Origin of the sequence: Falsiroseomonas sp. CW058 (genome assembly GCF_050563535.1) — a bacterium.
In the GTDB taxonomy this organism is placed as follows: Bacteria; Pseudomonadota; Alphaproteobacteria; order Acetobacterales; family Acetobacteraceae; genus Falsiroseomonas.
The window spans coordinates 34,787-49,648 of the sequence record NZ_JBNXUO010000014.1 but is presented as its reverse complement, the minus strand read 5'-3'; the positions used below and the strand labels follow the sequence as shown (position 1 = coordinate 49,648).

Sequence of the window (14,862 nt, the reverse complement as noted above, 5' to 3'; positions counted from 1 at the left end):
CAGGCAACCACAACTTGTGCGCGGCACCCGCGTTGGCCTACCGTATCTAGTGTTGGGGCACCGGGGAGACTGCGCATGGACTGGACGCCGGAAGCCATCGAAAGGCTGCGCGCGCTGTGGGCTGAAGGGCATTCGACGGCCGAGATCGGCCGCCGCATGGGCGTGTCGAAGAACGCGGTGGTGGGCAAGGCCCACCGCCTGAACCTGCCGGCCCGGCCCAGCCCGATCCGGCGCGACGCGCCGGCCGATGCGAAGCCCGCCGCGCAGAAGCCGCTGCGCCCTGCCGCCGTGGCGCCGCGCCTGACCCTGCCCGCCGTGGCCGCCGCAGGCCCCGCCGCGCCCGCCTCCCCCATCGCGGCGACGCCGGCGGTGGTGCGGCCCTTCCCGCGCCTCGGCGCCGCGCGGTCCTGCTGCTGGCCGATCGGGGAGCCCGGCACCTCCGGCTTCCGCTTCTGCTCGGGCGATGCGATGACCGGCAAGCCCTATTGCGGGGAACATGCGGCGCTGGCCTATGTGAAGGCCCGCGACCGGCGCGAGGACGCGGCCTGACCCAGGCCTGCGTCCCGGCCGGCCCGCAGGCCGGCCGGCCGCGCCTCAGGCGATCTCGCGGCAGAGCAGCTGGTGGATCGCCGCCTCCACCTCCGCGCTGGCGCAGGGCTTGCGCAGCAGCCGGAACCGCTGCCGCAAGCCGGCCAGCGCCTCCGGCGCGGCATAGCCGCTGACGAACAGCACCGGCAGCCCCGGCAGGCGCTGCCAGGCCCAGCGCGCCAGGTCCGGCCCGGTCATGCGCGGCATCCGCACATCGGTCACCAGGACGTCGATGTCGAGCCCCGCTTCCAGCGCCCGCACCGCCTCCGCCCCGCCCGGGACGGCGGTGACCTGGAATTCCATCATCCGCAGCGCGTCGGCCATGCCGTCGAGCACGTCCGGATCGTCGTCCACCAGCAGCACCCGCACCTGCGCCGCCGCGGCCCTGGGCGGCGCGGAGGGGGCGGGCGCGGCCGGGGCCGCCTCCGCCAGCGGCAGCAGGATCCGCACCGTGCTGCCGCGGCCCGGCGCGGTGTCGATCCGCAGCGTGCCGCCGGACTGCCGCGCCAGCCCGTAGACCTGGCTGAGCCCGAGGCCCGAGCCCCGGCCGGGCGGCTTGGTGGTGAAGAAGGGCTCGATCGCCCGCGCGCGCACTTCCTCCGACATGCCGGTCCCGGTGTCGGCGACGCCGAGCGAGACATAGGTGCCGGCCGCCGGCGCTTCCGGGTCCGCGCTCTCGTCCAGCGTCTCGACCCGGGCGGTGACGCGCAGCTCCCCGCCATCCGGCATCGCGTCCCGCGCGTTGATCGCCAGGTTGAGGATCGCGAGTTCGAGCTGCGTCGGGTCCACCAGCGCCGCCGGCAGGTCGGGCGGGATGTCGAGCCGCGGCTCGATGCCGTCGGGGCAGGCGGCGTCGATCAGCGGCAGCATCCCCCGCGCCACCTCGCCCAGCGCCACCGCCCGCGGCAGCAGCGGCTGGCGGCGCGCGAAGGCCAGCAGCCGGTCGGTCAGCGCCGCCCCGCGCTCCACCGCATGCCGCAGCGAGGACAGCCTGCCGCGCCGCGCCGGGCCCTCTCCCATCCGCTCCAGCAATTCGAGGTTGGTCAGCATGACGCTGAACAGGTTGTTGAAGTCGTGCGCGACCCCCGCGGTGAGCTGGCCCACCACCTCGATCCGCTGCGCCTGGCGCAGCGCCGCCTCGGCGCGTTCGCGTTCCTCGATCTGCTCGCGCAGCGACGCGGCCAGCGCCTCGGCCCGCTCCTGCGCCTCCGACGTGGCGCGCTGCAGCCGGTGCAGGTCGGAGATGTCGACATGGATGCTGACCGTGCCGCCATCGGCGCCGCGATGCTCGCTGACGCGCACGCGGGCATCGCCGGGCAGCGACAGCTCGAACGGGGCGCCGGCGAAATGCAGGCTGTCGGCCAGGGCGGGCAGCGCGGCATGGCCCTGCGGCAGCCCGGCCCAGGCGTCGCGCAGCACCTCGGCGAAGGTCCGCCCGATCGCCTCCGCCTCGCCGGACAGGCGGTAGAGCGCGGCGAAGCGGCGGTTGACCATGGTGATGCGCCCCGCGGCGTCGCGCATCATCAGCCCGTCGACGATGTGGTCGATCGACGTCACCAGCGCGTCGCGGCCGCCATCGGCCAGGCGCCGCGCCACAGCCCCGGGGTCACGCGGGGCTGCGGTCGGCGTCCAGATCCGCAGCCGCCCCACGCCCTCCACCGGCAGGGAGGCGACGCGCATCCACTGCCCGCGGTGCTGGAACTCGAAGGGCCAGGCCTGGCGCTGGTGGCGCGCCACGCCGTCGGCGACGTGGCGGTCGATGTGCTCCATCTCCGCGGGGTCGAGCCGGCAGGCATAGAAGCGGCGCAGGTTGCGGCTGTAGTGTTCGCCGACATGGACATGGCCGTCATGCTCGGGGAACAGGCGCAGGAAGGTGCCGTTCCAGAGCAGCGTGCAGTCATGCGCGTCGAAGGCCGCGAAGGCGATGCCGAGGCTGTCGAGCATGCTGGAGACGGGCTCGAGGAGGCGCGTCGGGTCGGGCATCGGGACATCCCGGCGGTTGCGGCGGAAGGGTCGCACGGCTTGTATCCTGCCCCGCCACCGGGCGGGAGTGGGCGCCGCGTCCGGTTCCCCGCTGCACCAAGCCGCATGCGGGACGAAGGGCGGCGGCGCAGGGGCGTCAAGTCCGCTTGACACCCGGGCGGGCCGGCTCGACACTCCGTCTGACAAACCCTTCACCTTCCGCGCCGTGCCCCCATCTGACGCCACGGTCGGAACATCCAGGGACAAGGCATGCGCATCCTGCTGGCCGAGCCGCGCGGCTTCTGCGCCGGCGTCGTGCGCGCGATCGAGATCGTGGAACGTGCCCTCGCCCGGCACGGCGCGCCCGTCTATGTCCGCCACGAGATCGTCCACAACCGCCATGTGGTCGAGGACCTGCGCGCCAAGGGCGCCGTCTTCGTCAACGAACTGGACGAGGTGCCGGGCGGCGCGGTGACCGTCTTCTCCGCCCATGGCGTCGCCCGCGCGGTGGAGATGGACGCGACGCTCCGCGGGCTCGACGTGCTGGACGCCACCTGCCCGCTGGTCACCAAGGTCCATGTCGAGGGCCGGCGCTACGCGAAGGACGGCCGCGCCGTCATCCTGATCGGCCATGCGGGCCATCCGGAGGTGGAAGGCACGCTCGGCCAGATCGACGGGGAGTTGCATCTGGTGGCGACCGCGGCGGATGTCGCGGCCCTGCCGGTCGCGCCGGACCGCCGGGTCGCCTACATCACCCAGACCACGCTGTCGGTCGACGACACGCGCGAGGTGATCGCGGCGATCCGCGCCCGCTTCGCCGATGCCGTCGGCCCCGGCACGCGGGACATCTGCTACGCCACGCAGAACCGCCAGACGGCGGTGCGCGAACTGGCGCGCGAATGCGACGTGGTGCTGGTGGTGGGCGCGGCGAACAGCAGCAACTCGAACCGCCTGCGCGAGATCGCCGAGGAATGCGGCGCGCGCGCCTTCCTCATCGCCGATGCGGGGGGCCTGACCGCCGCCATGGTGGCGGGCGCGCGCAATGTCGGCGTGACCGCCGGCGCCTCCGCCCCCGAACGCATCGTGGCGGAGGTGGTGGAGACGCTGAAGGCGCTGGGCGCGAGCGACGTCGCCGCCCTGCCCGGCATCGTCGAGGACGTGACCTTCCGCCTGCCCGCGCGGCTGCAGGCGGCCGAATAGCGCGCGGCCCCCGCGCGACGTGATGGCGCGGGCGCGGGCGCGCGATGCGGCCCGCGCATTCCGTGCTAGATGATGGCCATGCTCCGCCTCCTGGCCCTGCTGCTCGGCCTGCTGCCCGCCGCCGCCCTCGGGGTGGAAAGCCCGCCGCAGTCGTCGCCCCGCGCCACCGCGTCGCTGGCGGCCGATGTGGCGGCGGTGGCGCCGGGCGAGGCCTTCCGCCTCGGCCTGCGGCTGCGGCTCGCGCCCGGGTGGCACACCTACTGGCGGAACGCCGGGGATGCCGGCGCGCCGCCCGAGGTGACGCTGGCGCTGCCCGCCGGCGCCACCTCCGGCGCCATCGCCTGGCCCGCGCCGGACCGCATCCCCTACGGCCCGCTGGTCAATTTCGGCTACAAGGGCGAGGTGCTGCTGCCGGTCCCGGTGCAGGTGCCGCCCGGCCTGTCGCCCGGCGACACCTTCCGCATCGAGGCGGAGGCGACCTGGCTTGTCTGCGAACAGGTCTGCATCCCGGAGGAGGGGCGCTTCGCCCTCACCCTGCCGGTCGCCGATCGCGCCATCCCCTCCCCCATCACCACGTCGCTGTTCGAGGCGACGGAGGCGCGGCTGCCGCGGCCGGCGCCCTGGACCGCCCGCGCCGGGGCGGGCGGCGGCCGGGCCAGCCTGACCGTCTCCGGCCCCGGGATCGGCGCCGCGACCGTGCGGGACGCCTTCTTCTTCCCCGCCGCGCCCGGCCTGCTGGACAACACGGCGCCGCAGCCGATGACCCTGCGCGAGGGGTCGTTGACGCTCGCCCTGGCGCTGGCGCCGGGCGCCGCGCCGGCGGCGCTGGACGGCACGGTGGTGCTGCGCGACGGCGGCGGGCAGCGCGCGGCCTTCGACGTCTCGGCCGCCGTGGCGGGCCCGGCGGAACGCGCCGCCCCCCTTCCCTTCTGGCGGGCGGTGGCCCTGGCCCTGGCGGGCGGGCTGCTGCTGAACCTGATGCCCTGCGTCTTCCCGGTGCTGGCGATGAAGGCGATGGCGCTGGCCCGGCTGTCGGGCGAGGCGCGGCGCGCCGTCCGGCTGCATGCGGCCAGCTACACCGCCGGCGTGCTGGCCAGCTTCGCCGTCATCGGCGGCGCGCTGATCGGGCTGCGGCAGGCCGGCGGCACGGCGGGCTGGGGCTTCCAGTTCACCGAACCCGCCTTCGTGGCCGTCATGGCCTGGGTGATGCTGGCCGTCGCGCTGAACCTCGCCGGCGTCTTCGCCATCGGCCGGCCGGTCGGCGCGGGGCAGTCGGTGGCGGCGCGCGGCGGCCATGCCGGCGCCTTCGCCACCGGGGCGCTGGCGGTGCTGCTGGCCACGCCCTGCACGGCGCCCTTCATGGCCGCCGCGCTGGGCGCCGCGATGGCGATGCCGCCGGCGATGACGATGGGCGTGTTCCTCGCCCTCGGGCTCGGGCTCGCGGCGCCCTATGCGCTGCTCGGCTTCGCCCCCGGGCTGGCGCGCGCGCTGCCGCGGCCGGGGCCGTGGATGGAATGGCTGCGCCAGGGCCTCGCCTTCCCGATGCTGGCGGCCGCCGCCTGGCTGGTCTGGGTGCTGGCGCAGCAGGCGGGCGCGGACGGCGTGCTGTGGGTGCTGGCCGGCGGGGTGATCCTCTCGGCCGGGCTCTGGGCGCTCGGCCTCGCGCAGCGGGCCGGGACGGGGCGGGGCGCATGGGCCGGCCGGCTGGCGGTGGCGGCGGCGATGGCCGCCACGCTCGCGCTGCTGCCGCGCCTTGCCGCCGCGCCGGCCGCGGCCGCGGCGGCCGATCCGGGGGCCGAGCCCTGGTCGGCCGCCCGGGTCGAGGCGCTGCGGGCCGAGGGGCGGCCGGTCTTCGTCAACGCCACCGCCGCCTGGTGCATCACCTGCCAGGTCAACGAACGCGTCGCGCTGCGCGGCGGGGCGGTGCGGGATGCCTTCGCGGCACGCGGCGTCGCCTATCTCAAGGCCGACTGGACGCGGGGCGATGCCGCCATCGGCGCGCTGCTGCGCGAGCATGGGCGGGAAGGCGTGCCGCTGTATCTCTACTGGGCTCCCGGCGCGGCGGAGCCCGCGGTGCTGCCCCAGATCCTGACCGAGGGGCTGGTGCTGGAGGCGATGGGCGCGGGGTAACGCCGGGTTCACATCCCTCCCGCCATCCTGGCGCCATGCGGCGCGCCCTGCCCTTCCTGATGCTGCTCCTGCTGGCGGGCGCGCGCCCCGCGGCGGCGCAGCAGATGCCCGTCTGCGGCGCCGGCTGGGCCGGGGCGGTGGCCTGCATGTCCGGCAAGCTCTGCCTCTGCCGGTTCGAGCGCGGCGGCAGCCTGACCGGCGTGCAGGATGGCTATCGCTGGGATTGCGGCGTGATGCGCCCCGCCTGCGGCGAGGCGCTGCCCGGCGCCGGCGCGCCGCCCGCCATGCCGCTGCCGGACCTCTACCTCCAGCTTCCCCCGCCCGCGCAGCAGCGCAGCCCCTGGATGCGCTGAGCGCCGCCCCCGCGGGGTGGCGGCGCGCCGCCGGCCATGCTTGATGCGCGGCGGGACAGCATGCGGGAGATGCAGGCATGACGGACATCACGGTGGGCGAGGGCGCGGAAGCCGTCCCGGGCCCGGTCACGGTCCACTACACCGGCTGGCTGTTCGACCCGAACGCGCCGGACAAGAAGGGGAAGAAGTTCGACAGCTCGCTCGACCGCGGCGAGCCCTTCCGCTTCCGCCTCGGCGCCGGCCAGGTGATCCAGGGCTGGGACAAGGGCGTGCTCGGGATGAAGGTGGGCGGCAAGCGCCGCCTGACCATCCCGCCGGAGCTGGGCTATGGCGCGCGCGGCGCGGGCAGCGTCATCCCGCCCAACGCGATGCTGATCTTCGAGGTGGAGCTGCTGGCCGTCGGCTGACGGCCCGGCGCCGCCGCCCTCCCCCGGCCCGGAGGAGGGCGGCGGCGCTCAGGGCGGCGCGAGGCGCAGGATGCGGCCGCGGGACTCGTCGGTCAGCACCAGCAGCGCGCCGTCGGCGGCGACGATCACGTCGCGCATGCGGATGCGGCGGTCGAACAGCAGCCGTTCCTCGCCCGTCACGCGGTCGCCCTCCGTCGTCAGCCGCACCAGGCCGGGCGGGTTCAGGGCCGCGAGAAACAGGCTGCCCCGCCAGCCCGGGAAGGCCTCCCCGTCATAGAAGGCGATGCCGGAGGGGCTGACCGAGGGCGTCCAGTGGTGGATCGGGTCCTCGATCCCCGGCGCGGTGGCCCGCCCGGTGCCGATCGGGCTGCGGTCGTAGTCCACGCCATGGCTGACCACCGGCCAGCCATAGTTGCGCCCGGGGTGCAGCAGGTTCACCTCGTCCCCGCCGCGGGCGCCGAACTCGGCCTCCCACAGGGTGCCGGTCCAGGGGTTGAGCGCGAGGCCCTGCGGGTTGCGGTGGCCGTAGCTGAAGATCTCGGGCCGCGCGCCCCCGCGGCCCACGAAGGGGTTGTCCGCCAGCGCCCGCCCGTCGCGCGACAGGCGCAGCACCTTGCCCGCCAGGTCGTCCAGGCGCTGCGCGCGTTCCTTCACCTCGTAGCGGTCGCCGGTCGAGAGGTAGAGCGCGCCGTCCCGCCCGAAGGCGATGCGGCAGCCATAGTGGTTGCGGCCCGAGGCCTGCGGCGGCGTCGCGTCCAGCAGCGGCGTCGTGCCTTCCAGCGCCGCCGCGTCGGGCGAGAGCCGCGCCCGCACCAGCCGCGTCAGCGCGCCGCCCTGCACCAGCATGGCCTGGCACAGATAGACCTCCCGGCTGCGGTCGAAATCGGGCGCGAGGGCGACATCGAGCAGCCCGCCCTGGCCGCGCGCCTCCACCTCCGGCACGCCGCCGAGGGGGGCGGAGACGGCGCCGTCCCGGCCCACCACCCGCAGGCGGCCGGGCCTTTCGGTGACCAGCAGCCGCCCATCCGGCAGCAGCGCCGCGCCCCAGGGACGTTCGAGCCCGGTGGCGAAGGTGGTCAGGCGGAAACTCGCCGCCTCGCTCCGCACCACCTCGCCCTCCTGCGCGGCGGCGAGGGTGGGGAGGGCCAGGGCGAGGAGGGCGGTCAGGATGCGGCGCATGGGCCGCAGATGGTGGGCGCGGCGCGGCCTTCCAGCGCCGCGCCGGTCACGCCGGGCTTACCCGACCTTGGACGCCACCCAGTCCTTCATGGCGCTGCGCGGCAGGGCGCCGACCTTGGTGTCCACCGGCTTGCCGTCCTTGAACAGGATCATCGTCGGGATGCCGCGCACCGCGTAGTCGTTCGGCGTCATCGGGTTGTCGTCGATGTTCACCTTCGCGACGGTCAGCCTGCCCTGGTACTCCTTGGCGATCTCGTCGAGGATCGGCGCCACCATCCGGCAGGGGCCGCACCACTCCGCCCAGAAATCCACGAGCACCGGGCCGGGCGCCTCCAGCACGTCCTGCTTGAAGCTGTCATCGGTGACGGCCTTGGTCAGTTCGCTCATCTTCGGGGGGACTCCATCCGGCCGGGGCGGGGGCCCCGGCGATGGATGGCAAGATCGTGGCGGGTCCGGGCCGGGTCAAGCAAGCAAGTTCCGGGGGGCGGCGCCGCCTGTCATGCAGCCGGCGCATGGAGGTCGAGCAGCTCCGGCGGCAGCGGCATCAGTCGTGCCCCATAGGTCCAGACCAGCGCGCAATCCACCTCCCGCCCCGGGAAGGCCAGCCGCAGCACGGCGCGGTAGGCCGCCATCTGCCGCAGGTAGATCGCCGGCACGCCGTCGAGGCTCTGCGGCGGGGGGCGGTTGGTCTTGTAGTCCAGCACGGTCACGCGGCCGGGCGTCACCACCAGGCGGTCCACCTGCCCGCTGACCAGGCGGCTGCCGATGCGCCCGGCGATGGGCGCTTCCGCCAGGCTGCCCGGGCCGAAGGCGGCGGCGATGGCGGGCTCGGCCAGCAGGGCCAGCACCTCGGCCAGCGTCTCCGCCTGCTCGGCTTCCGTCAGGCCGTGGCCGGGGCGGGCGAGGAAGGCGCGCGCCGCCGCCTCCCGCCCGTCCGGCGCGCGGTCAGGCAGGTGCTGCAACAGGGCATGGACGATCCGCCCGCGGCGGAAGCGCCGCCCGCCGGGGTCGGCGCCGCCATGCGGGGCGGCGGCCGGCGTCTCGTCCTCGGCGGGGATGGCGGAGGGGGTGAGCCCGTCCTCCGCCGCCTCGGCGGGCGCGGGGCGGTGCGCCCAGCCCGGCACGTCGGCCGCGGCCGGCGGCGGGGCATCGCGGCCGTCGGGGCGGGGCGGGGCGTCCTGCCGGCATTCGTGCCGCAGCAGGGACGCGGTGGCGAAGGCGCAATCGGGCGGGGCGCCGAAGCCGACATGGTCGAAATCATGCCGCGCGGCGCCGAGCCGGCCGAACCCCTCATGCACCAGGTCGTACCAGCAGCCCTCGGGCCAGTCGCGCTTCGTCGGGCGCTTGCGCTGCCAGCCGCAGACCAGCAGCCGGTCCTCGGCGCGGGTCAGCGCCACGTAGAGCAGGCGGTGCTCCTCCTCCGCGCGCCGGCGCTTCTCCTCCTCCAGCAACTCGGAGAAGGCGGGCGCGTGGTGGTCCTTGTTGGGGGCCCAGAAGGGCAGCGGCGGCGCGCCGTCGCGTTCGTGCCAGCGGACGGACCGGTCGTCGCGCCCGGTGCCGACGGTGTCGGGCAGGATCACCACCGGCGCCTGCAATCCCTTGGCGCCGTGCACCGTCATGATGCGGACGGAGTCGGATGCGCCTTCCTGCTCGCGCTTCACCTCCGCGCCGCCGCGCCGCAGCCACTGCACGAAGGCCTGCAGGCTCGGCGGGTTGCGCCTCTCGTGATCGAGCGCGGCGTTCAGCATCTCGTCCAGCGGGTCCGCCGCATCGGGGCCGAGCCGCGCCAGCAGCTTCGCCCGCCCGCCATGCTCGCCCAGCACCTCGGCCAGCAGCGCATGCGGCGTCACCAGGTCGGCGCGGCCCATCAGCGCCGCGATCCAGTCCGCCGCGCGGCCTTCCGGCGTGTCGCGCCCGCGTTCCTGCGCCAGGCGCGACCACAGGCTGCCGGGGCGGTCATGCGCCAGCGCCAGCAGCGCCTCCTCCCCCAGCCCGACGAGCGGGGATTTCAGCACCGCGGCCAGTTGCAGGTCGTCCTCGGGCAGCAGCAGCACGTCGGCGAGCGCGAGGAGGTCCTGCACCGCGATCTGCTCGGCGAGCCGGATGCGGTCGGCGCCGCCGACCGCGACCTTGCGTTCCTTCAGCGCGCGCACCAGCCGCGGCACCAGCCCGCCGGTGCGCTTGCGGACCAGGATCAGGATGTCGCCCGCGCGCATCGGCCTCCCGCGCGAGGGCAGCATCTCCCCGCTGTCGAGCCAGTGGGCGATGCGCGCGGCGATCGCTTCCGCCAGCTGGGCATCGGCGCCGGCGGCGCGCTCCGGTGTCTCCGGCACCTCCCAGGCGGGCGGCGGCTCGGCGGGGATGCCTTCCAGCATCGGCCAGATCTCGACGCAGCCGGCATGGCCCACGCGGTCCGGGCGGTGCAGCAATTCGTCCGTGCCGTCCACCACGCCCGCGCGCGCCGCGCCCGCGGCGAAGACGGAATCGACCAGGGCGAGGACCGGCGCGGTGGAGCGGAAGGACACCTTCAGCTGCACGTCCCGCAATTCCGCCCCCAGCGCCGCGCAGCCGGTGGCGAAATGCCGCTTCCAGCGCCCGAAGCCCGCGGCGTCCGCGCCCTGGAAGCCGTAGATGGACTGCTTGATGTCGCCCACCGCGAAGACCGTGCGCGGCGCCGCGCCCTCGCGCCGGCGCTCGACGCCCTGTCCCGCGAAGAATTCCTCCGTCAGCGCGGCGGCGATGCCCCATTGCGCCTTGTTGCTGTCCTGCGCCTCGTCCAGCAGGACGTGGTCGAGCCCGCCATCGAGCTTGTAGAGCACCCAGGCGCTGCCCGGATCCTCCAGCACGCGCTGCGCGGCGAGGATCAGGTCGTCGTAGTCCATCAGCCCGCGTGCCTGCTTGCGCGCCTGGTAGCCCGCCAGCACCGGCGCGCCGAGGCCGAGCAGCGCGCGCGTCGCGGCCAGCAGCCGCGTGGCCCGGCGGCTGCCCTCCACCGCGGCGACGCGCTCCGCCTCCCGCAGGAGGATGCCCAGGCATTCGGACTGGCGCGGGCCGATGTCCTTGGTGCCGAGCCGCGCGCGGGGCGTGCCTTCCTTCGTCAGGAAGATGTCGGCCCACTGCTCCCACCGCGCGGCGCGCAGCGCGGGGTGCAGTTCCAGCCAGCGGAGGATGGCGGTGCCGCGCGCCTTGTCGTTGGCGTTGCGGCTGGCTTCCAGGAGGCGGGCGGCGATCTCCGCCTCGTGCACCACCGCTTCCGCCGCCTCGGCCACCAGCGCGCCCTCATGCGCGCCGTCGGGCAGGCCGAGATGCCGCGCGATGGCGCCGCAGAGCCCGTCCAGGCTCGCCGTCGCGCGCAGCGCGGCGCCGAGCTTCTCGCGGTCCTGCGTGAGCGCGGCGACGAGCTTCGCGAAGGCGTCGGGTGGCACCAGGCTGGCCAGCGATTCCAGCGCGTCGCGCGGGGTGAGCGGGCCGGCCAGCACCTCCTCCCGCGCATCGGCCAGCAGGGCGGCGGCGTCGCTGTCCTCCACCACGCCGAATTGCGGCGCGAGGCCGGCTTCCAGCGGGAAGGCGCGCAGCAGGGACTGGCAGAAGGCGTGGATGGTGCTGATCCGCATCCCGCCCGGCAGTTCCAGCACGCGCGCGAACAGCCCGCGCGCCGCCGCGATGTCCTCCCGTTCCGGCGCGCGGCCGAGCAGGGCGGAGAGCCGTTCGGCCAGCTTCGCCTCCGGCTCCACCGCCCAGCGGCCGAGCTCCCGCGCCAGCCGCGTCGCCATCTCCGCCGCGGCGGCCTTGGTGAAGGTGAGGCAGAGGATGGCGTTGGCCCGCGTGCCGGGCGCAAGCAGCAGCCGCAGCACGCGGTCGGTCAGCACCTTCGTCTTGCCCGACCCCGCCGAGGCGCCCACCCAGGCGGAGATGGCGGGGTCCGAGGCGCGCCCCTGCTCGAATTCCGCTTCCTGGCGGGGGGAAAGCGGCAGGTTCATTCCGCGTCGTCCTCGGCATGCGCCCATTCGGCGATGCGGGCGAGGTGGTCGAAGTCGCCGCCCTTCGGCGCGCGGGCGGGATGCGGGCGGGCGGGGAAGGCGGCGTCGCCCAGCAGGAATCGGTCCACCAGCCGGCCGAGCCGGTCGAGCGAGTCCTCCGCCACGCGCTCCACGTCCTCGGCCTCGGCCATCATCGGCTTCACCTCGCCCGGCTCCTGCCCGCCGGTCAGGCGCCAATAGGTCAGCGCGCGCACCGGCGCCACGGGCACGCCCTCGAAGGCGCCGCGCAGCGCCATGGCGGCTTCGAGCGGCAGCTGCGGCGCGGTGCCGTCCAGCAGCGCCGCCTCGTTCGGCACGCTGCCGGTCTTGTAGTCCAGCACCATCAGGCTGCCATCGCCGAGGCGGTCGATGCGGTCGGCGCGCGCCTTCAGCACCACCTCGCCGCGCGGGCGCTTCAGCACCCATTCGCCCTTGCGTTCGGTGAAGGAGGCGGCGATGTGCCCGCCTTCCCGCAGCTTCGCCTCCTCGGCGATGACGAAGGCGCCGATGCGGGCGAGCCGCGGGCGCCAGAAGGCCGCCAGCGCCGGGCGCGGCCCCTGCGCGGCGAGCGCGGCTTCCGCCGCCTCGGCCCAGATCGCCCCCGCCTCCTCCCCGCCCGGCCAGCCGCCGGGCGCCGCGCCGATGCGGTTGACGAAGGCGGCCAGCGCGCCATGCACGATCTGCCCGTAGTCGAGCGCGCCGACATCGGCATCGAGCGGGTCGAGCGCGCGCAGCCGCAGGATGCGCTTCGCGTAGAAGGCGTAGGGGTCGGCCAGCAGTTCCGGCACCTCCGTCACGCTGATCGCGTCGGGGCGCATGTGCCGCGGCGGCACGGGCGCCGGGCGCTGGACCGGCTGCGGCGGGGCGGCGGGCTGGTCCAGCGCCGCGGCCCAGCGCGCGGCCTCGCTGCGCGGCAGGGCCAGCGCCTGGCCGGACAGGAAGGTCTCGATCCGGGTGAGCCAGCGCGCCGGCACGGTCGGCGCGCCGCCCCGCCGCGCGGCGCGGGAGAGGATGGCGTCCGGCGCCGCGCAGGCCGAGAGCAGGAAGTCCATGCAGACGCGCCCGATCCGCGCCTCCGGCTCCGGCAGGCCGAACTGGGCGCGCATCGGCCGGCTCATCCACGGGCCGGGATCGGTGGCGAGCGGCCACACCGTCTCGTCCAGCGCGCCGAGCACGACGCGGTCGAAGGACAGCAGCCGCGCTTCCAGCAGGCCGAGGATCTCGACCCGCGGATGCGCCGCCAGGTCGCGCCCGCGCGCGGTGCGGCGCGTGCGCGCGGCGACCCCTTCCAGCGCCGCGTCGAACATCGCGGGCCAGGCGCGGGCGTCGAGCGGCGGCAGCCGCGCCATGGCCGGCGCCAGGTCGGCCAGGTGGTTGGCCAGCACCTCCCCCTCCTCCCCGGCATAGAGCCGGAGCCCGCCGGGGCGGGCCGGCGTCGCGGCCAGCGCCTCGGCCGCCGCCATGTGCGCATCCAGCAGGTCGGCCGGCGGGCGGGCGCCCGACAGCGCGGCGAAGTCGCCGAGCGCGGCGTCCAGCGCATCGAGGGCGAGGAGCACGCGCGCCAGCGCCTCCTCCCGCAGGCCGGCGATGGCGGCGCGGCGCAGGCCGCCGAGCCCGCCCATGGGCCGCGGCCCGCGCAGCGCGCGGCGTTCCAGCAGCCGGATGGCGGCGAGCCAGGCGTCGCGCTCCATCCCCGCGGCGCAGAGCGGATGCTTCAGCGCGGCGAGCGTCGGCACCGGCGCGAAATCCTCCGCCACCATGCGCGCGACCAGGCGCAGGAAGGCGCCGGCGGGCGTGGTGCCGAGCCCCTCGCCCGCGCTGTCGTCGGCGAGGATGCCGTGCCGCGTCAGCTCGGCCGAGACGCGCCGCGCCAGGTCGCGGTCGGGCGTGACGAGCGCGGCGCGCGCGCCCGGCCGCTCCAGCGCCTCGCGCAGCAGCAGCGCGACGGCGGCGGCTTCCGCCTGCCCGTCGGGCGCGGCGAGGAGCTGCAGGCCGGGCAGGCCGGCGCGCCAGGTCTCGGGCTCCGGCCGGCTCCAGGGCTCCATGCCCTCGGGCGGGCGCAGCGCCATCTCCAGCAGGGCGGCGCGGGCCTCGGGCACCGGATGGGTGGCCACGGCGGCGCAGCCCGGCCAGCGGAGGATGCGGGTGTTGTCCGCCTCCATCGCCTCCAGCAGCCGCGCCTGGGACGACAGGGGATGCGTCGGCGCGTCCTTCACCGCCGCCCAGACGCGCCCCAGCGCGCGGCGGTCGAGCCCGTGCAGCACGACGCAGCCCTGCGGCAGCGCGGCGACCACCTTCAGCAGCTCCACCGCCGCGGGGATGGTGCCGCCGACGCCGATGCCCGCCGCGATCACCGGGTCCGCCGGCGGGTCGTCCTGCCAGGCGCGCGCCTGGGCGCGCAGCGCCAGCACGCGGCGCAGCCCGATGTCGAGAAGCCCCTGCTCCGTCAGCCAGCCCACCCATTGCTGCGCGACGCCGCGCAGGAAGGCGACGGTGATCTGCCAGTGCGTCGCCTGCTCCTCCGGCACCAGCGTCTCCAGCCGCGCAAGCCAGGCCTCGGCGAAGGTCAGCGGGTCGCCGCTGGCGAGAAGGGCGGGGTCGGTCTCCTCCAGCGCCACCTCGTCGAACAGGCGGCCGAGTTCGCCGGCCAGCTGCCAGGCCTGTTCCGGCGTGGCGGGGCCGCCGAAGCGGCGCGGCTGGCGCATGACATAGCCGGTCAGCACCGCCTGGCGGGTGAGTGCGGGCACCGCCGGCGGCAGGTCGAGCAGGGAGGGCAGCGCAAGCTCGTCCGCATCCTCGGTCGACAGCCCCGCCAGCGCGCGCATCCGCGGCAGCAGCAGCGCGGCGTGGCCGGCCTCGCGCAGGAAGGCGTCGCGCAGGGCGCGGGCGGAACGGCGCGTCGGCAGCAGGATGGTGGCGCGCGCCAGCGCCTCCGGCGGCCGGTCGCGCATCCCCTCCAGCACGCCCGCCGCGAGGCAGTCGAGGAAGGGGAGATGCGCGGGGATGTCGTAGAGGCGCATGGCG

Annotated in this window: 10 protein-coding genes; 5 read left to right on the top strand and 5 right to left on the bottom strand. The window is 76.0% G+C overall.

The window, feature by feature from the left end; all coding sequences use genetic code 11:
* Positions 1–75: 75 nt before the first annotated feature.
* Positions 76–549, top strand: a complete 474-nt coding sequence (locus ACK8OX_RS13050; RefSeq protein ID WP_430664555.1) for a GcrA family cell cycle regulator — start codon at positions 76–78, stop codon at positions 547–549.
* A 45-nt stretch (positions 550–594) separates the two neighbouring features.
* Here the strand turns inward: ACK8OX_RS13050 and ACK8OX_RS13045 are convergent, their stop codons facing one another.
* A complete protein-coding gene (locus ACK8OX_RS13045; RefSeq protein ID WP_430664554.1) occupies positions 595–2,571 on the bottom strand; it encodes an ATP-binding protein in 1,977 nt (658 codons plus the stop codon).
* A 249-nt stretch (positions 2,572–2,820) separates the two neighbouring features.
* Between ACK8OX_RS13045 and ispH the strand changes: the two genes are divergently transcribed.
* The 4 genes from ispH to ACK8OX_RS13025 all read left to right on the top strand — a co-directional run bounded on the left by ispH (position 2,821) and on the right by ACK8OX_RS13025 (position 6,640).
* Complete coding sequence (gene ispH, locus ACK8OX_RS13040) at positions 2,821–3,750, top strand: 4-hydroxy-3-methylbut-2-enyl diphosphate reductase (RefSeq protein WP_430664553.1); 930 nt, start codon at positions 2,821–2,823, stop codon at positions 3,748–3,750.
* 78 nt (positions 3,751–3,828) lie between these two features.
* Entirely contained in the window at positions 3,829–5,880 is a 2,052-nt protein-coding gene (locus ACK8OX_RS13035) for a protein-disulfide reductase DsbD family protein (RefSeq protein ID WP_430664552.1), read from the top strand.
* A gap of 35 nt (positions 5,881–5,915) precedes the next feature.
* Positions 5,916–6,233, top strand: a complete 318-nt coding sequence (locus tag ACK8OX_RS13030) for a hypothetical protein (RefSeq protein ID WP_430664551.1) — start codon at positions 5,916–5,918, stop codon at positions 6,231–6,233.
* 77 nt (positions 6,234–6,310) lie between these two features.
* Positions 6,311–6,640, top strand: a complete 330-nt coding sequence (locus ACK8OX_RS13025; RefSeq protein ID WP_430664550.1) for an FKBP-type peptidyl-prolyl cis-trans isomerase — start codon at positions 6,311–6,313, stop codon at positions 6,638–6,640.
* 48 nt (positions 6,641–6,688) lie between these two features.
* Here the strand turns inward: ACK8OX_RS13025 and ACK8OX_RS13020 are convergent, their stop codons facing one another.
* The 4 genes from ACK8OX_RS13020 to addB all read right to left on the bottom strand — a co-directional run bounded on the left by ACK8OX_RS13020 (position 6,689) and on the right by addB (position 14,858).
* Positions 6,689–7,819, bottom strand: coding sequence for a PQQ-dependent sugar dehydrogenase (locus ACK8OX_RS13020; RefSeq protein ID WP_430664549.1), 1,131 nt, complete (start codon positions 7,817–7,819; stop codon positions 6,689–6,691).
* Positions 7,820–7,876: 57 nt separating this feature from the next.
* Positions 7,877–8,206 carry a thioredoxin TrxA gene (gene trxA / locus ACK8OX_RS13015; RefSeq protein ID WP_430664548.1) on the bottom strand — a complete coding sequence of 110 codons (330 nt, stop codon included), beginning with the start codon at positions 8,204–8,206 and terminating at the stop codon, positions 7,877–7,879.
* Positions 8,207–8,316: 110 nt separating this feature from the next.
* Complete coding sequence (addA, locus tag ACK8OX_RS13010; protein ID WP_430664547.1) at positions 8,317–11,799, bottom strand: double-strand break repair helicase AddA; 3,483 nt, start codon at positions 11,797–11,799, stop codon at positions 8,317–8,319.
* Positions 11,796–14,858, bottom strand: coding sequence for a double-strand break repair protein AddB (addB, locus tag ACK8OX_RS13005; protein WP_430664546.1), 3,063 nt, complete (start codon positions 14,856–14,858; stop codon positions 11,796–11,798). The genes addA and addB overlap by 4 nt, the downstream gene beginning before the upstream one ends.
* Between the last annotated feature and the right edge of the window lie 4 nt (positions 14,859–14,862).